This window comes from Bacillus sp. sid0103 (assembly GCF_019219025.1).
In genome coordinates, this window is the sequence record NZ_JAHUWN010000023.1 from 28,625 (window position 1) to 47,610 (window position 18,986).

17 protein-coding genes are annotated in these 18,986 nt (G+C 36.8%); 13 read left to right on the forward strand and 4 right to left on the reverse strand.

The window, feature by feature from the left end; translation table 11 throughout:
* Positions 1-9: 9 nt before the first annotated feature.
* A complete protein-coding gene (locus KW850_RS22575) occupies positions 10-159 on the reverse strand; it encodes a cytochrome c oxidase subunit 2A (RefSeq protein ID WP_218350010.1) in 150 nt (49 codons plus the stop codon).
* A gap of 712 nt (positions 160-871) precedes the next feature.
* Between KW850_RS22575 and KW850_RS22580 the strand changes: the two genes are divergently transcribed.
* The 8 genes from KW850_RS22580 (at position 872) to KW850_RS22615 (ending at position 12,200) form a co-directional block, all read left to right on the forward strand.
* Positions 872-1,960, forward strand: coding sequence for a type III polyketide synthase (locus KW850_RS22580; RefSeq protein WP_218350011.1), 1,089 nt, complete (start codon positions 872-874; stop codon positions 1,958-1,960).
* Complete coding sequence (locus KW850_RS22585) at positions 1,961-2,536, forward strand: isoprenylcysteine carboxyl methyltransferase family protein (protein WP_218350012.1); 576 nt, start codon at positions 1,961-1,963, stop codon at positions 2,534-2,536.
* Positions 2,537-2,877: 341 nt separating this feature from the next.
* Positions 2,878-6,546 carry a dynamin family protein gene (locus tag KW850_RS22590; protein WP_218350013.1) on the forward strand — a complete coding sequence of 1,223 codons (3,669 nt, stop codon included), beginning with the start codon at positions 2,878-2,880 and terminating at the stop codon, positions 6,544-6,546.
* Between the two features lie 23 nt (positions 6,547-6,569).
* On the forward strand, positions 6,570-7,397 hold the full coding sequence (locus KW850_RS22595) for a sulfurtransferase (protein WP_218350014.1): 828 nt from the start codon (positions 6,570-6,572) through the stop codon (positions 7,395-7,397).
* A 71-nt stretch (positions 7,398-7,468) separates the two neighbouring features.
* Positions 7,469-8,362 (forward strand): 5'-3' exonuclease, encoded by an 894-nt coding sequence (locus tag KW850_RS22600; protein WP_218350015.1) that lies wholly within the window; start codon positions 7,469-7,471, stop codon positions 8,360-8,362.
* A gap of 116 nt (positions 8,363-8,478) precedes the next feature.
* On the forward strand, positions 8,479-9,228 hold the full coding sequence (locus KW850_RS22605; protein ID WP_218350016.1) for a protein kinase domain-containing protein: 750 nt from the start codon (positions 8,479-8,481) through the stop codon (positions 9,226-9,228).
* 56 nt (positions 9,229-9,284) lie between these two features.
* Positions 9,285-9,851: a hypothetical protein gene (locus KW850_RS22610; protein ID WP_218350017.1), complete on the forward strand. Its 567-nt coding sequence runs from the start codon at positions 9,285-9,287 to the stop codon at positions 9,849-9,851.
* Between the two features lie 39 nt (positions 9,852-9,890).
* The gene (locus tag KW850_RS22615; protein ID WP_218350018.1) at positions 9,891-12,200 is read left to right on the forward strand and encodes a YheC/YheD family endospore coat-associated protein; all 2,310 of its coding nucleotides are present in this window, start codon (positions 9,891-9,893) and stop codon (positions 12,198-12,200) included.
* A 50-nt stretch (positions 12,201-12,250) separates the two neighbouring features.
* Here KW850_RS22615 and KW850_RS22620 read toward each other — a convergent pair whose 3' ends face one another.
* Entirely contained in the window at positions 12,251-13,411 is a 1,161-nt protein-coding gene (locus KW850_RS22620; protein WP_218350019.1) for a glycosyltransferase family 4 protein, read from the reverse strand.
* 175 nt (positions 13,412-13,586) lie between these two features.
* Between KW850_RS22620 and KW850_RS22625 the strand changes: the two genes are divergently transcribed.
* Genes KW850_RS22625 through KW850_RS22635 form a run of 3 tightly spaced genes read left to right on the forward strand, consistent with a single transcriptional unit; the run spans position 13,587 to position 16,957 of the window.
* On the forward strand, positions 13,587-14,669 hold the full coding sequence (locus tag KW850_RS22625) for a YheC/YheD family protein (RefSeq protein ID WP_218350020.1): 1,083 nt from the start codon (positions 13,587-13,589) through the stop codon (positions 14,667-14,669).
* 25 nt (positions 14,670-14,694) lie between these two features.
* Positions 14,695-15,918, forward strand: a complete 1,224-nt coding sequence (locus tag KW850_RS22630) for an ATP-grasp domain-containing protein (protein ID WP_218350021.1) — start codon at positions 14,695-14,697, stop codon at positions 15,916-15,918.
* 10 nt (positions 15,919-15,928) lie between these two features.
* Positions 15,929-16,957 carry a YheC/YheD family protein gene (locus KW850_RS22635; protein ID WP_218350022.1) on the forward strand — a complete coding sequence of 343 codons (1,029 nt, stop codon included), beginning with the start codon at positions 15,929-15,931 and terminating at the stop codon, positions 16,955-16,957.
* Between the two features lie 43 nt (positions 16,958-17,000).
* Here the strand turns inward: KW850_RS22635 and sspL are convergent, their stop codons facing one another.
* A complete protein-coding gene (gene sspL / locus KW850_RS22640; RefSeq protein ID WP_218350023.1) occupies positions 17,001-17,138 on the reverse strand; it encodes a small, acid-soluble spore protein L in 138 nt (45 codons plus the stop codon).
* 83 nt (positions 17,139-17,221) lie between these two features.
* Here sspL and KW850_RS22645 point away from each other — a divergent pair, with 83 nt between their 5' ends.
* Together KW850_RS22645 and KW850_RS22650 are read left to right on the forward strand one after the other, a co-directional pair.
* Complete coding sequence (locus tag KW850_RS22645) at positions 17,222-17,713, forward strand: divergent PAP2 family protein (protein ID WP_218350024.1); 492 nt, start codon at positions 17,222-17,224, stop codon at positions 17,711-17,713.
* 29 nt (positions 17,714-17,742) lie between these two features.
* On the forward strand, positions 17,743-18,024 hold the full coding sequence (locus KW850_RS22650; RefSeq protein ID WP_218350025.1) for a DUF6123 family protein: 282 nt from the start codon (positions 17,743-17,745) through the stop codon (positions 18,022-18,024).
* A 32-nt stretch (positions 18,025-18,056) separates the two neighbouring features.
* Here the strand turns inward: KW850_RS22650 and KW850_RS22655 are convergent, their stop codons facing one another.
* The gene (locus tag KW850_RS22655) at positions 18,057-18,986 is read right to left on the reverse strand and encodes a DMT family transporter (RefSeq protein WP_218350026.1); all 930 of its coding nucleotides are present in this window, start codon (positions 18,984-18,986) and stop codon (positions 18,057-18,059) included.

An 18,986-nucleotide genomic window follows, 5' to 3' on the forward strand; every position in this document is an offset into this window, starting at 1 on the left:
CTTCAATCATTAGAAACGTTCTACGAATAAGTAATAGACACTTACCCAAGTGACAACAATAAAGGCTCCCAAAAAGAAAACGGACGCTAATGTCCCTTTAAGAGAAGAGCTGTCTTCAATTTCTGCTTTTTTGCTTGTGTTAAGTTCCGCTTTCGCCATCCTCCTGCACTCCCTTCAGAGTATTAAAATTAATGATTAGTTCTCTTTCATAATACAAAACAATAGTGGTGAAAAAATAACAAATTCCACAGTTCACAAATTGTTCTTTCCTTAGGTATCTACTATGTTAATATTATAAAATTGATGTAACAGTGATTTATATCACAACTACCAGGGTGTATTTGTGAATAAAATGTGAACTATTACACTATCTCTGTGATAAAAGTAATTGATTAATCCTTCCTACTCATTAGAAAACAACTTTTTAGGAGGTAATCGTCACACTTTAGGGGTTTGAAAATATGATGGTAATAAATCATATTTTCCTCCAGAAAAGAGTGTGTCTTTGTGGAAAAATATTATTGTGATCGATGCCGGCTTCTGTATGATAAAGTTGAAATTTGTAAAATTTGCGGTACGTTAGTAAAAAATAAAATTAAGATAGAGGTTCAAACACAACCTGATAAAAAATAAACCGCTTTCTTGATTTTTACTAAAAAATTTGAAACTGGAAATCATTAGCTAATGAACGAAATTAGCATCCATTATATAATTTAAGAGCACAGCAACAACCTTCAAAACGTTTGCTTCCCTTTTTCAAGAAACTTAGGTTTCTCACTTAGAGGGGAGCTTTTTTTGTCTTCTAACCTTCCTGCATAAAAACCTTCGAACTGGAAAAAATACCCTTACATATCTAGAAGGAGAAAACAACATGCCAACGATTATTTCAGTTGCAGAGGTTTCGCCCCCATTTACCATTAACCAAGATCAAGCCGCAGAGTTTGCACGAGAACTTTTCTCTGATTCTTTTAAGGATATTGAAAGACTATTGCGTGCTTTTCAAAATGGCCAGATAGAAAAAAGGCATTTTGTAAAAAATATTGATTGGTTTAAAGAAGATAAAACCTTTGAAGAAAAAAATAATGCGTATATGGAATCAGCAGTGGAGTTTGGAAAAGAAGCCATCGTGAAATGCCTGAATAATAATGATTTCTTAACAAGAAATATTCCCTGCCAAGACATTGACGCCATTTTTTTTATTTCAACCACCGGGATTGCTACCCCAAGCATTGAAGCGAGAATTATGAACCTGCTCCCGTTCCAGCCTCACACAAAGAGGGTACCTATTTGGGGGCTTGGTTGTGCTGGTGGTGCTGCTGGGCTTTCAAGGGCTTACGAATATTGCCTTGCTTTTCCTAAAGCAAAAGTCCTTGTCCTCTCGGTGGAACTTTGTAGTTTAACATTTCAGCGCAATGATCTTTCGAAAAGTAATTTCATCGGTACTTCCTTGTTTGCAGATGGGATTGCCTGTGCATTAATGTGCGGGGATGATTCAAATTATTCCGAATACAGGAAGAAGAAAACTTCACCTGCCATTATGGCAACCCAGTCTACACTAATGCCAAACTCCTTAGATGTGATGGGCTGGGATATTAAGAATAACGGTTTATACGTAGTATTTTCACGAGATATTCCTCAAATAATTGAAAATTGGCTGAAGCCGAATGTAAGTGAGTTTTTAGAAGAAAATAAAGTGAACCTTGAAACCATAGACTATTTTGTTGCACACCCTGGCGGAAAAAAGGTGTTAGATGCTTATGTAAAATCATTAGAAATCCCTCCATCGATGACAGAGGTTTCACTTGATGTGCTTAAACAGTTTGGAAATATGTCATCAGCGACGATATTTTTTGTACTGAAGCGTTACATGGAGAAAGATATTCCTAGAGGGTCGATGGGTCTCGGGACCGCTCTAGGACCGGGATTTAGTTCAGAACTACATTTACTGAGGTGGGTGTAAATGGACGGGAATTTTGTATTCCCAATCATTATTGGGTTTATTGTTCTACAACGGATGGTAGAACTTGGAATCGCGAAAAGCAATGAGAAATGGATGAAGCGTCAGGGTGCTATTGAATTTGGGGTAAGTCATTATCGATATATGGTGCTGATTCATGTTCTGTTTTTTATTTGTCTCATTACCGAAAAGGTTAATTGGGATCATGGACTTTCTCATTTATGGCCGATTCTTTTATCAGTTTTCCTGATGGCGCAAATCATTCGGATTTGGGTGATAACCTCGCTTGGGAGATATTGGAACACGAAGATTATTGTCTTAAAAAATGCAAAGATTATACAAAAAGGGCCATACCGTTTTATTAAACACCCCAATTATTTTGTTGTCACGATTGAACTAGTTGTCGTTCCTTTACTGTATGATTTGTATTTTACGGCTGGTGTCTTTACCATCCTAAATGCAATCATCCTTATGATTCGCATCCCGGAGGAGGAGAAAGCACTCAAGGAGCTGACCGAATATGAAGGGACTTTTCAGGAATATAATCGCTTTCTCCCTAAAGTTGTAAAAAAAGTGTGACAATTTTAAAAGGATATTGAAAATGATTATCACCTATGATAAACTTTGATTAACAATGAAAATCATTCTCAACAACACTGACAAGGAAGGTGTTACATATGACTTTTGCTTTAGTTGGCGGAACGGTTCTTATTTATGCATTTGTCATGAAGCATGTCTTAAAGAACGTTACCCATTGAAAATAAAATTTATAGCTATCTTTGAGCCAAGGTTGTACACCTTGGCTTTTTTGTCGTTTTGGGAAAAATTTGTTTTAAGGAAAATAAGTGTCAGGATAGGAAAAGTTTGAATTATCGTTTAAAATAAAAAATATTACAAAGTTGTTAAGGGGAATTAAATAAATGGTGAAAACAGCAAACCAAGAAGTAGCTATCCAAACACTTAAAACGAAAATCGTTTCCATATATGAATATTTGCTTGATCAAGGAGATTTAGAGCAATCCCAAAAAATGAAACAATTAGCCAATAAGCTAGAGAACAGGGAGTTCCTGATTGCCTTTTGCGGCCATTTTTCTGCAGGGAAATCTACGATGATTAACCAACTAATCGGTGATAAATTACTTCCATCGAGTCCGATTCCGACCAGTGCAAACTTGGTGAAGGTAAAATCAGGGGAGGATTACGCAAAAGTCTTCTTCAAAAATGAAACACCCCGCCTTTATTTAGCTCCATATGATTATGATTTAGTAAAGAATTATTGTAAGGATGGCGACCAAATAGAAGAAATTGAAATAAGTCACAGTGATACGGGTCTGCCTGATCATACCGTCATTATGGATACTCCTGGAATTGATTCGGCTGACGATGCGCATCGAATAGCAACGGAATCGGCAATCCATTTAGCAGATTTAATTCTTTATGTGATGGATTACAACCATGTCCAAGCTGAGTTGAATTTTTTATTTACAAAGGAATTAACTGAAGCTGGAAAAGAAATTTACTTAGTCATTAATCAAATTGATAAACACAATGATGAAGAGTTAAGTTTTCAGGATTTTCAAAACAGCGTGTTAGATTCGTTCGCAACATGGGGAGTAAAACCAGCAAGGATTTTTTATACATCATTGAAGCATGAGACACATCCCTTTAATGAATTTAACGAACTTCAACGATTTATTGCTGAAAAGTTGGCCGCTAAAGACGAATTATTAGTACCATCAATTTTTCATTCCATTAAGAAAATTACCCAGGATCATATTAATCAAAGAAGTAAATTAGACGAGGATGATCTTGCGCCTGCGATTGCAATCTTGAATGAATTATCTGAGGATGAGAGAAGTAAATTGTCTACTGCTGCAAATGAAGTGGAAGGAAATCTCAAGACTTTAAAAGAAGGAGTAGCAGGAACAGAGAAGGAATTTGATCATCAAATCTCGCAAATATTGAAAAACGCATACTTAATGCCATTTCAAACGAGAGAGTTAGCTGAGAGTTTTTTAGAATCATGTCAGCCTGAATTTAAAATGGGATTTTTATTTTCGAAGCAAAAGACAATGGATGAGAAAAAGCTAAGGCTTGAACATTTTCATCTAGATATCCTTGATAAAACAAAAACTCAACTCGAATGGCATGTACGCGAATATTTGCTTCGCACATTAAAAGAAACAGGTCTTGATGGAGGGGAACTCCAAAGCTTGGCTCAGTCTTATTCGATTGAAGTTCCAACAATCCTTCTAACGGATGCGGTAAAGTCTGGGGCACGAGTTTCCGGAGAATATGTCTTACATTATACGGAAGATGTTGCTAATGAGATAAAAAAGATAGCAAGACGTGAACTCACTATTTTTAAAGAGGAGTTCCTAAATGCATTAAAGGAACGAACAGCCATATTAATCTCGCAATATGAACAGGAATTAAACAGAACGGATAGATATGTTAATGCCTTAACAGAGTTAAAAAACTCTGAGCAAAAAATGAATATGATAAAAACAAAAATAGAAGAGTTATTAACAAGAGATGATGTGATCCAAGATGATATTTATTATCTTTTTGAACAGGACGAAGAAGAATATGAAGTGGTCAAATCCCAGCATACAACTAACACCCGACCTGCTTCAACCAATATTGCTAAGACCAAAAAGGTGGATTTAGCTGAAATCAAGGAAACAGAGGTTATTTCATCGAACGACCAGTTACTGAAAACAGTAGAGCGTCTCAATCTGACTTCAAAATTAATCAAAGACATTCCAGGATTTCAAAAGCTAGCTGCCGAATTAGTGGAAAAAGCAGATAGACTTGGTAACAAAGGATTTACCGTAGCATTATTTGGTGCATTCAGTGCAGGTAAATCTTCCTTTGCCAATGCGTTTATGGGAGACAAGGTGCTGCCTGTATCACCAAATCCAACAACTGCTGCAATTAATAAAATTAAACCAGTTACTGAGATTCACCCACATGGCACTGTGCTTGTTAAATTTAAAGAGCCAGAAGCCATGCTGGAGGATGTTAATCGATCTCTTAAGGTATTTGACCTTCAGGCCGCTGATTTAGATGGTGCATACAAGCAAATTGACCAGATCGTGCTTCAAAAAGGGCATGATGGCGGGGTTATGGAAAAAACCCATTTTGCGTTTTTACAGGCCTTTATAAAGGGCTATGCTTCATTTGGGAATTCATTAGGAACAGTTCTCAAAACTGATTTATCAGATTTTAGCGAGTTTGTGGCAAAAGAAGAAAAATCCTGCTATGTGGAATGGATAGAACTCTACTATGATTGTGAGTTAACCCGAAAAGGTATCACACTAGTTGATACACCTGGAGCGGATTCTATCAATGCCCGTCATACAGGGGTAGCCTTTGATTACATTAAAAACTCAGATGCGTGTTTTTTTGTTACTTATTACAATCATGCTTTTTCGAAAGCAGATCGTGAATTTTTAATCCAACTTGGGCGCGTAAAAGAATCCTTTCAAATGGATAAATTGTTCTTTATTATCAATGCTATTGACCTGGCAGAGAGTGAAGAAGAGAAAGAAACAGTTATGGAGTACGTCGAGGATCAACTTACCAAATATGGGATCAGGAATCCTCATCTATATCCGGTATCAAGTTTGCTTGCATTAAAGGAAAAAATGAATCCTAGTCGGAATGCAGAATCAGGTATGAATAAGTTTGAACAGGCATTCTATCAATTCATTACGAATGAATTAATGGAAATGGCTATTTCTTCAGCTAAAAAAGAACTAGGTCGTATCGATGACCTAATTTCAAATCTTATTCAAAGTTCAAAGGAAGATCAATCTGTAAAAGAGAAAAAACGTGAGAATATTACAAAGCAGCAACAACTCATTCAAGAGGTATTGAAAAAACAAACAGTTGGTAATTTACAAAACCGGTTGCAGCAAGAAGCAAATGAACTGGTTTATTACATTAAGCAAAGGGTATTCTTGCGCTTTGGGGATTTCTTTCGAGAGGCATTTAATCCTAGTGCACTAAGGGATGATGGGCGTAATTTGAAAAAGGTGTTACAAGGGGCATTGGATGATTTTCTTGAAAGTTTAGGGTATGATTTTGCTCAAGAAATGAGAGCAACGACTGTCCGTATTGAGCGGTTTACTGAAAAACAATTGGCTGATTTTCAAACGGGTCTCATCAGGAATCTACAGGAAATCAATCCTGACCTTTCCTTTTCACCATTTGAAGTGGAGCATAAAGAAACAATCGAGTTTCCAAACGCCTTTGTCAATCTAAATAAACAATTATTTGCAAAAGCGATGTCATTTTTTAAAAATCCAAAAACTTTCTTCGAAAAAAATGAAAAGAAATTCATGAGTGATGAACTTTATCAAGTCCTAAATATCCCTGCAGAGGAATATTTAGCGGCGGAAGCGAAACGTTTAAATACTCATTATAGTGCTGAGATTGCAAAGGAATTCAAGCACTTATTAGAGCTAATGAACGAACAAGTGATAGATTTTTATTTGAGTCATCTTTCAGCCCTTGACGGTGGAATATCAATTGAATTTCTAAAGAAAATACAGGAACAGTTGGTTGAATCTCAAGAATTATAGACAAAAATTGAGGAGGATGCTGCGTGAAATATGTTAAAGACCAAGAATGGTTATGGAAATCCTTAAACGAGAGTCATGTCAGGATTGTCGATTGCCGGTTTTCGTTAGCTGAACCAGAAAAAGGGAAGCAGGAATATTTACAGAGTCATCTTCCTGGGGCAGTTTTCTTTGATTTAGAAAGAGACCTGTCAAGTCCGAAACAATCCCATGGCGGCCGGCATCCTATGCCAGTACTTGAGGAATTCATTGCCAAACTTGAGAAGGCTGGGATTGATGAAAACAAACTGGTTGTTGCCTATGATCAGGGTGAAGGGGCGTATGCTGCTCGTTTTTGGTGGTTGTTACAATATCTTGGCCATGAAAATGTATATGTCCTTGATGGCGGATTTAAAGGATGGGTAGAAGCAAAATATCCTGTTTCAACTGAAATACCTGTATTTGAAAAAACTGAGTTCCATTTCCGCATTCAGTCAGAAATTCTTGCCTCTATTGATGAAGTAAAGAAAGTAGTTGAAAAGCGACCGATTAGTAAAATCTTAATCGATTCACGAGAAGAAAAACGATATCTGGGTATAGAGGAACCAATTGATAAAAAAGCGGGGCATATTCCTGGAGCACTCAATAAGCCATGGATGGAAGGGTTAAATGAGAATCGTTATAAACCTGTTGCGAAACAAAAACAAAGGTTTGTTAGCCTCGATCCAGCTAAGGAAATGATTGTTTACTGTGGGTCAGGGGTTACTGCCGCTCCAAATTTCTTGGCATTACGAGAAGCAGGTTTTGAGAAAGTAAAGCTGTATGTTGGAAGTTTTAGCGATTGGATCTCCTATGAGGATAATAAAATAGAATAATTTTTTGGGTCAACTTATGGTATAATGGAAAACGTGTTGTTTTTAACATACACCAACTAAGGAGGTCCAAAATGACTAATCAAAAGCCTTCACTGATGCTTGTTGATGGAATGGCCTTGTTATTCCGTGCTTTTTACGCTACCGCAGTTACAGGACAATTTATGATAAATTCAAAGGGAATGCCTACCAATGGAATTCATGGATTTGTTAAGCATTTATTTACAGCAGTGAATTCCTTTAAACCCTCACATCTTGCAGTTTGTTGGGATATGGGAAGCAAGACCTTCCGCACTGAATTATTTTCCGATTATAAAGGGAATCGTGGAGAAGCTCCAGTTGAACTTATTCCGCAGTTCGATTTAGTTAAGGAGGTTGTTGCTTCTTTTGATATTCCCAATATTGGCCTAGCAGGATACGAAGCCGATGATTGCATTGGAACGATTGCCAATCAATCGAAGGACTATGCCCATGTATCAATCCTAACGGGCGACCAGGATATGTTGCAGCTGCTTGATGATCGTATTTCCGTTATATTGTTGAAAAAGGGCTATGGAAATTACCTTGTTCATACCCCGGAAACTTTTTTCGAAGAAAAAGGGATTACGCCCAGGCAGATGATTGATTTAAAGGCCCTCATGGGGGACACAAGTGATAACTATCCTGGTGTGAGAGGAATAGGAGAAAAGACAGCCCTTAAGCTCTTACAGGAGTATGAACATGTCGAAGGCATTATTTCGAATTTAGATCGCTTATCCAAATCCAATAAGACAAAAATCGAGCAGGATTTAGAAATGCTCCATTTATCGAGAGTGCTTGCAGAAATCAAATGTGATGTTCCAATAAGTTGTGCCTTGGATGAAGCAGGACTACGTATTGAAAAAGAGAAAGCAATGAATAAGTTAATGGAATTAGAGCTTCGTGGATTGCAGCGCATTCTCCCAATAGATGAAGTGAATGTTTCATAAAAAATGAGGTTGTCCATTGGAGACAACCTCATTTTTTATGGTTAAACATACAGGAATTCTTGTCTTAATAGTAATAAGATATAAAAAGCATGGTCACATACTTAGATTCGAAGGAGGTGCGAAAATTCGTAAACTATTCACTAGACGATCAAGTTATAGGGAAAGGTGCGACGAGCCTTGTTTTAATCGGTCAAACTGACCAAAACGAAAGGGTAATAATAAAAAAGGTGGAAAAGAAAAGCGAGGCAGAGCAGGAAAGCAGCATTCATAAAAGCTTACCAGTTCATAAACATATCATCACATGGTTAGATTTTTATGTTGAGAATCAAACAGGCTATATTGTTCTAAGCTATCACAATGGGGAAAGGCTCGGTCATTTTAAAAAGGGAATCAGCCATTCTCAAAAAATAGCAGTCCAAATTACCATTAGCATCCTTGAGGGATTAAAGGTAATTCATCAGCATGGGATTCTCCATTGTGATATTACGCCACATAACGTGTTAATGAGTAATCATGACCCCGAAACTGTCAAAATTATTGATTTTGGCTCTGCTGTTCGAATGAATCAGTACGGAGAATTTAGAGGAAGCCATAAGGGAGCAACCAGATGGTATCGACCAGCAGAACTTAAGAAAGAAAATAATTGCTTTACCGCTAACTTAAATCGCAGCTCTGATTTATATAGTACAGCTTGTGTATGTTTGTACTTGTTAACTGGTCAAGCACCCTATCGTAAAAAACATGCGTGCGAACAGATTACCAATCAAGATCTTCAAAAGGTTCTTCGGAAAGCTACAAAAAGAAATAAAAAGAAACGGTTTCAATCTGCACAAGAACTTATTGATGCTCTTATACCATTCTCATAAAGAGGAGTGAATTTTGCATAAATCACAGCAGAGCCTTTAAAAAGGAGCAAAAGCAAGTGAATGATTTTACCAAAATTATTGTTATGCCTGGGAAACCTGTTAGGGTTCAACAAAATCCAACCACCTATCCCCTGATTGGGAAAGGATTACAAGGGGCAGTGTTTAAACTCTCAGATGACCACTGTGTAAAGATATACTCAAAAAAAATATATTGTCTTCGAGAAAAGCTGGTTTTACAGCAAGTTGGTGATAAATCAACAATTATTCCAGCGGTTTATGAAACAGGAGAAAATTATATTATTATGGAATACCTTAACGGACCCTCGTTACAAGAATATCTTGAGAAATCTGAGACTATTTCTGAAGCATTAACAAGCGAAATCCTATATTTAATTACTGAACTGAAAAGGTTACAGTTTAGTCGGATTGATTTTTCTTTGCGCCACACCCTTTTTGATCAAGAGGGAAGCCTGAAAATTATCGATCATGTAAATTCGTTCAGAATTCAAAGGTCGTTCCCAAAACGACTTTTTATGGACTTAAAACAAATAGGTCTTTTATCATCATTTTTAGAACATGTAAACAATCTGGAGCCTGAACTCTATGAACAATGGAAGAAATAAAAGATATTAAAGACTCAAATAATTGAAGGAGACAGTATTATGGACGAAACGTCAATTGGTATTATTTTACCAAAACGTCAATGGAAGAGATTTGCACAAAAGCAATTGGAAGAGGATGACTCCTTTGTCTTTCATTATGCCAAAACTGGGGAAGAGTTAAATCTTGATGTACTATTTTTTAATATAGATGAGTTACGAGTGAACGAGAGAAAGGGGCAAGCATTTATTATTGAAGGGGAAGAGATCGTTTTAACTGGCTTCGTTTCAATTCCTTCAATCATGTATAATCCCAAAATCTATCATCAAAAAAAATATAATCGAACCATCTTTGAACTGGCCAAGCAAACAGGAGTTACTTTGATTAATGAACAAAATAATCTTAAGAAAAAGCCTTTTATTGAATTAATGACGACACATCCTGCCCTTACAGATATTGTTAGGATTGTGGATCCTCAACTTCAACCATCTTTTAGTTTTTTCGTTTTAGGACAAAAAGACAGTCATCAGCACTGGACTACCCCCATTGTTTATGCAAAGGAAAAAAATAAAATCTATACCTTTGAGGAAGCGTATTTGCTTTTTACGGAAAATCAACAAATGGTAGAGGAAACAATCGATTTTCTTTATGAAGTATGCCACCGTATTTTAGATATTCTCCATTATTATTATCCTGCCATTTATGAAATTGGTCTTCAATTTGCTATGATGAAAAATGGAGAATATCAAATAAAATCAACGGTTCCCGTCCTTAATATAATTAAAGACATAAATTGTCGTCACGAAAAATTAGCTGAAACAATCCTTAAATGGCCGGTTGAACTAGCTCAAGCCCTCAGTTCGATTAAAAATAATGAAAAACAGGAATCAAACTCGCTGGAAATTGGAGAATCATTCCAAGGTGATAAAATACCCCCTTTTATTGGAAATTCAAGATCTTTAAAAGAAAATGTATGGATAAAATTTAGAGTTTTCCAAGATGATGAAATAATGATCAAGGTACCTGACCGAATAACAGAACGCTGGAGAGAAATGCCTGAAGTTGTAAAATTGGGGGTTATTGAACAGCCGTGCGACTTTGTCACTTACGAAGACGCAATTCCGCTTGGATACAATTCCTATCATAATCCAATTGAACTGTTTGTTTCCCACACCTTAGTTGAAAGCATGCATCTACCAACAGACCTTGTTTATCAGATCCAATTTGCTGAAAATAAGGCAATAATCGGACCAACAATCGGCTTATTATTAGGTGAAAAAAACCAGGTCAATAATTTGAAATATATGGAGAAATTCAAGGATCGTTTTGGAGAATATCATCGCTATGGAGGAGTAACCATCGCTTTTTCCCCTCGTTCTGTCGATTGGGAAAAGAAAATAGCCTATGGGATGGTATATGAACCGGAAACAAAACAATGGCGCTATGATTCTACCCCTATCCCCTCTACCATTTACCGTCGAAATTTCCATCAAAACAAAGAAAATATCATGAAACTAATTGAATTAACCGATAATAATGTATTTAACTCATACCACTATAAAAAATCAGATCTATATTTATTAAAAAACAACCCAGAGATTAATCAGCATTTACCGGCCACCTTCCTTTTAAACAACGTGGAAGGTTTAATAGATTTCTTAAAAGAAAAAAAGAAGATTATCTTAAAGCCGGTTAGCTTATCAAGAGGTCGTGGAATTTTCATCTTAGAAGTTGATAATGATATGGACGGTTACAGTTTATACGATTATCGAAATAACTCTAAGGTCCAACACAGACGAAAGGATTTGAAAGGATTACAAGAATTATTAAACGAAATAGGTATTCTAGACCAAGAATATTTATATCAAACATATATTCCGTTATTAAAGGTACGCAACTGCTCGGTTGATGTAAGAGTGGTTATGCAAAAATATAACAAATGGAAATGGCAATGTACTGGAATCGAATGCAGGGTAGCACGTGAAGATGAGGATTTAACCAATATTGCCCGGGGCGGAATAGCTATGTCTTTAGAAGCGGTCATCAAGAATTTAACGCAACCTCTTAACTATTCGCAGGTTTATCGAAATATATTAAAGGTTTGCCAACGGTTTTGCCGGATAATGGACCAAACAAATAGACATTTTGCAGAATTCGGGATCGATATTGCCTTAGATGAAGATGGCTTTCCGTGGATATTAGAAGCAAATATATATCCTAGCTTTAAAGGTTTTAAGACCCTAGACTACGATACGTACTTGAAAATTCGTAATCAACCGCTGTTTTATGCCGTGCAAATTCAAGGGTTTCAGATTCTTGATGGTGAAGCATCTGGGAAGAGCCTGTTTTTTAGAGAAAAAGTATATTTATAGTTAGTGAACGTCCCTTTTCTCCTAGTGATAAAAGGGACGTCCTATTCCTTTTAAGATACTATTTGCTCATACAATCGGAGCAGACGGCGCGCACTTTTCTCCCATGTGAAATTTTCATTTACTCTATCTAAACAGTTATGACCCATCTGTTGTACCTTTTCGGGATCGTTTAAGAGTTGAATAACATAATTTGTTAGTTCTGCCTCTAGATTTTGTGGATTAATCAAATACCCCGTTTTTCCATGTTCAATTACTTCTGGCATTCCCCCAATATTAGTTGCAATAACGGGGACACCGCATGCCATTGCTTCAACATTCACTAATCCAAATGCTTCATTTGCGATTGAGGGGACTAGTACTAGATCGGCTGCTTTAAACCATACATGTATCTCGGCATGTGGAATAAACGATAGAAACCTGACATGATCCGGAAATTTCTGAGCTAACCTATACAAATGCTCCACATAATTCGTCTTCCGATTGGATCCATAAAACGCACTGCCAGCAATGACTAATAGGGTGTCAGGCACCGCTTGGATAATCGATGGCATTGCCTGAAGTATTTTTTCCACACCTTTTATCTTTCTTAATCGTCCGACAAATAAGATCATTCTCTTTCCTTCAAGATTCAATGGCAGCTTCGCAGCCTTATTTTCATTTGGTTGATTTGTTGCCCACTTTGATTGAAATTGATTCGTGTCCACTCCTAAATAATTAACAAATATTTTAACGGGCTCATAACCTGTTTGATTTATTACATGTTTTTTTAGAAATTGGCTATTAACAATAATTTTATCAGTTTGCTTTAAACAATTAATTAACTCTTCCTTTCCAATATGGGAAGAGGAAATAAATTTAGTTGAGTGGAGTGATAACCATAACTTAGTTTTTGGAAACCTTTTTCTGAGGAGGGGAATAAAATTAGGTCGATTTTCAATTTGAATGATATCGGGTCTGAGTTGAGACAGGGAAGAAATGACCTTTGCGAGGTACCTTGTCCATCTTCGATAAATAAACCGAACATAAGAAATATTGCCACGTTTTTCGGACGAGGGCAATTCTTTGGTCTTCTTCCCAAATATGGTGAATTCTACTTCAGTCTGAAGAGCATTTGTTTGCATTTCAACAACCGTTTCAACCGAGCTTGAAAGAGGAGAGGGAATTGGGAATGAACCTGGGGTAATGATGGCCACCTTTTGCTTTTTTCTCATATGGGAAACCACCTCTTCAATGAATGTATGTTAGTCTATTCATTAATTTATTCAATGTTTCAAATAAAATTGGGTATTTGTCTTTGCAGTTATATAAATTTTGCATCTTATAATAAGAAGAAGTTCATTCATGCTACCTGAACGTAAACCCTTTTCATAAGGCGGGGATAATAGATTGGAACCACAATACATTGGAATTTTATTAAGCGTGCAATTATATCGAGAACTTACTCATGGCAAGAATCCACAAATTCTATCTTTTTACGATGAAGCGGGTAAAATAAATGATATCATTCCCATTTATTTGCGATTAGAGAATTTACAACCTGGAGTACAACAGACAATAGGTTATGTAATGGATTCTGACGGTAAGTATCGACATACTATAATACCAAAGCCATGGGTGATTCATAATCGCGGTTATCAAAGTTCAAAGGCTGCCAAGATACAGATTAAAAGATTACAAGATGAAGGGATTATTATTTTTAATGATTGGAATCATCATGGGAAATTCAAAATCCATAAGATATTAGCGGAAAGTGAAGAACTGAAACCACATCTGCCAAAAACGGTTCAGTTCAATCAGAATAATATGATCGATATGATGGAAAAACATAGCGAGTTAATGGTCAAACCAAGCAGTGGGACATTTGGAAAACGTAACATGAAAGCAACTCGCTTGAATGATGGAGAATGGTTGTTATCCTATCCTTATAACGACTCGTATTTGGAGAAAATTTATCCTGCAAAACAGCTGCCATTGAAAATAAATTCCTTGGTAAATAGGGGTTTATATATCATCCAGGAGAGAATTGCACTAGCAGAATATTATAAAAATCCATTTGACCTGCGCGTATCCGTTCAACGCAATGGCGAGGGAGAATGGCAAGTGACAGGAATGGTAGGGAAAGTAGCAAAAACAGGAAGTTTCGTTACCAATGTTGCCAGAGGCGGTACCTGTTTTGCTCTAGATGAGATTCTAAGCAACTTCCCGCGGCTTAATGAAAAACAAGTAGTTGATGACGTGAAACGTTTAGCGTTAAGGGTTGCACAACATTTGGAAAATCACATGAATAACCTGGCAGATATGGGTCTTGATATCGGGATTACTGGCGAAGGTTTTCCGATGTTTATCGAATGTAATGCACGCGACCTAAGGTTTGCGTTTCGTGAAGCCTTATTACTCGACACATGGAAAGAAACGTATCTTACGCCAATTAGGTATGGCAAATATTTGTTAACTTCAAGAAATAGCTAATAAAAAAAAGAGGAAGTAGGTTGGTATGCAAACCATTGTCTTTATTGGAAGTAATAAATCAGGAACGAGCCGAGAAGCTCTCAACATTTCAACAGCAATGGGCTATTATACGGTTCTATTAACAAACAGAAGTGAATTTGTAAAACAGCAAGAGGAATTCCAAGAAGTTCATCGAATGGTCTATGTCGAAAATTTAATGGATAAGGAGCTAGTACTTTCCATAATTAAGGAACTTGAAGAAGCTCAAAAACAAATTTGTGCGGTCATTAGTTTCATTGATCCGGTTGTCTCTTTTGCTGCACGAATCTCAGCAGAGTTAGGACTTTACCAAATATCCACGGATGCTCTTGCAACCATGGAGGAAAAGACACTTTTTCGTGATCAACTTAAAGTGCTTCCGGTTTCACCTCGGTTTACGGTCTATGATGGAGAACAATCCATTTTGCAATGTGTAGAGGAATATTATTATTATTTACCCCTTATCTTAAAGTCACCTGTTTCCAATGGGTCTAAGGATGTACTACTAGTTGAAACTTCTCTTGAATTTAAGGAGGGATTAAACTATTTAAATAAGAAATTTCCAACTAGCCCCATATTGATAGAAGAATATCTAATTGGGACGCAATATTTAATTGAAGTTATCGTGAAGGATGGGCACATATCCATGGTGGCTATCATTGAACAGGAAATACTTTCGGGTGAACGTTTTATTATTACGGGGTATCGTTTTCCAGCAGTGTTAGAGCATGAGGCATTCGAGGATTTACATCTAGCGGTTACGAGTATTATCCAAGCACTTGGATTAGTCAATGGCACGTGCCATTTAGAAATGAGGCTCATTAATGGAGTGTGGAAGTTAATTGAGATAAATCCTAGAATGTCAGGCGGAGCAATGAATAAAATTATTCAAGAGGGGACTGGAATTAACTTAGTGAAAGAAACACTTAAGCTGTTTTTAGGGGAAGAACTAAACCTAGAACCAACGCTAAGGAATCATGTATTTGCTAAATTTCTTACTATCAATTCGCGCGGCCGCCTTATTAAGGTTACCGGGAAAATTAAGGCAGCTAGTTATGACGGTGTTAAGGAGGTTTTTGTGAAACCAAGGAAAGGTGCGATATTGACTAAGCCATATTCACTAGGTGATCGTTACGCTTATGTAATTGCTTCAGCTGATACACCTGAAAAGGCCGAAGAGATAGCATTGACAGCTGCGAAAGAAATCAAGTTTTACTTAGAGCCACTATAAGGATGTGAGGATGTTGTTGTCAATCGGGATGCTTCACTATCAAAAAAATCCGACTGAGGTTAGGAAAGCTTATCCTTTTGCTGCTGTGGCCAAAATGGAAGGAATTCCTTTTTATTATTTTACTTTCAATAATGTGGATTTTAAAAGATTGAAAATTAACGGATGGGAATACATCGATGGTGAATGGACACAAACGGTTGTCGACTTTCCAACCGTCATCATAAACAGTTGCAACCCTAAAACAAAAAAGCAAAATGAAATCTCGAAAAGACTAAAGGAATATGTACTATTTACAAGTTATCCTGTTGGAAATAAGCTCAAAGTATATAAAAAAGTTCTTCATGGGAAACAATTCTCCAGATATCTCATTCCTTCTACTAAATTAAGGAATCCGGCAGAATGTATCAGGTTTTTCGATGAACAGTCCCGAGCTGTGATCAAGCCTTTAAGTGGCAATCAAGGGAAAAAAGTATTGTTTATCGAAAAGCTGAACGACCAGCAATTTTACCAATTAACTGACGGACAGAATGTTACAAAACTCCACCAAAAGGAATTGGAAACGCTGATTGCAGACTTGATTCTCGAACGTAAATATTTGCTGCAGCCTTTTATTGAATGTAAAACAAAAAATGAATTAACCTATGATTTTCGCTTGCATGTCCAAAAAAATGGCAGCGGTTTATGGGAAATCAATTTAATATACCCTCGAATTAGTGGTGACGGCAAATTGATAAGTAATATAAGCAGCGGTGGATATCGCGGTGACTTGGAGCCATTTCTGCTGCATGAATTTGATGAGGAGTCTGACCAAGTTAAATTAGCTCTTGAGCAATTTGCGCTATCATTTTCTAGCCATTTTGAATCATTATACGCTCATTCTTTTGATGAACTGGGCATTGATGTTGGAATAGATAAACAATATAGGTTATGGATCTTTGAAGTTAATTGGAGGCCGGGGTGTAAACATAGGGAATTTGAAGTAGCCCGGCGGTTAATTCCCTATTGTCAGTATCTTGCTAATTTTAACTTAAACACATGAAACTGGCTGGCATACCCTTGGCAGCCAGTTTCATGTTTATGCATCATTTCGTATTTTTCTTTTTAGCGGCATTTTCTAATTTACTTTTCGGCTCCTCAGCAAACTCTGCATCTTTACCATATCCTTGAGGATTAACCCCTGATGCTTTCACGCCTCGATTCGAATGGCCATTTTTAATCATCTACGTCACCTCCCACTTTTTTAGTATTTCCAGATGGAATAATAAAACTCAGGCTTTCGAACAATAGTAACAGGGGTGATATGATGAACAAAGGTGTTTATTTAGCACTTTTCAGCATGGGACTAGCACAAGGGATAAAAATTCCCATTCACTTTTTTAAAAAGAAAGAATGGCGCCCCGAACTATTCTTTGGTACGGGCGGGATGCCAAGTTCCCATTCAGCCGGGGTTTCTACTTTAACAACCTATATTGCGATGCAGCGCGGCCTGCCAACCTTTGATTTTGCCCTTTCGCTCATCTATGGATTAATTGTCATGTATGATGCACAAGGTGTAAGAAGACAAACTGGGGAACTGACATTAAAGGTAAATTCAATGAATGAATTAATTGAAAAAATTCACAAGGAAGAAAGTGTTGAATTTAAACAGGACTCTCCAAAAAAGTTAAAAGAAATGTTAGGCCATGAACCCGAAGAGGTTGTCGGAGGGGCAATTTTAGGTGTTTTGGTGGGAGTCATTGGTCACCTGTGTACAAAAAAGAATAGAAAATTCCTGAAATTTAAGTTAAGATTTTAAAGGAATATTCAGAGTTTGTTGGGAGAGGGATGGCAAAGTCGGTGGGAACAGTCGAAGATTATTTGCATCACTTGAAAGGAAAGGGTTTTCAATTTCAGGAGGATGCAATTGGGTTTATTTTCTTTGGGAAACACTATACAAACGCTTCTGATGAAATAATTAATACAGCCATTGAACTAACATTAAAAGCACAAAAAAGTTTTGATGGCAGTTTTTATGTATCATTACTGGAAACCTTAATTTCTAACAGAATAAACACCAGGAAAGAAGCCATTAGATTCGTTAAAGAAAAGGAAATATTAGCAATATAATGAAGAAAAAACTCCCTTCAAAGGGAGTTTTTTTATGAGATATTATCTTCAAAACCTTTACTTTTTTTAAGGAAAGATAATTTTTTGGTTGGGAGTTCAGCGAAAATCATACCTGCAAATATGAGGAAGCAGCCAATTAGTGCACTATAGGAAAGCCGTTCATTTGCCCAATAAAAACCGGTAATCGCTGCAAACACGGGCTCCATCGCAAAAATTAACGCTACTCTTGTGGCTGAAGTATACTTTTGAAAATTAGTTTGAATTAAAAACGCCAGCGCAGTTGCAAACATGCTCGTGATTACCAAAGCAACCAGCACATCTTTTGAGAGTAGGATCTCGGGATCAACTGACTTCCTCCAATCTTCAAAAAGGAACGAGGATATGATAGATAATATGGCCACGGTTGTAATTTGGATAACAGTTAACAGCAGTGTTGGATATTTATTGCTAAATTTACCAGTATAGATAATTTGAAGGGCAAAACTGATGGCACAAATGAAGACGAAGCCATCTCCTCTATTCAATCCAGTTACATCAGTCATTGTCAGCAGGAATAAGCCGATTGTCGCTGTTAACACACCTAATACTGCATTTCTGGTGGGAAACTGTTTTAATAACATCATGGAAAACAATGGAACTAGAACAACGTTTAGCCCCGTAATAAATCCTGCTTTGGAAGAAGTAGTATATAACAGACCGATTGTTTGGGTAGCATAACCAAGAAAAAGCCAAAATCCGATAAATACACCCGATAACAGTAACTTAGCATTCAATTTTTTTAACTGCTCTTTATCAACAATGACAAGGCAGAGAACCAATATGATGGCAGCAGAAAGAAAGCGAATGCTATTAAAAGAAAATGGTTCAAGGAAATCAATCGCATTTTGAACTAAAACAAAAGTTGAACCCCAAATAATTGTAACAAAGAGCAAACTTAAATCTGCAATTAAAGGTTTTTTCAT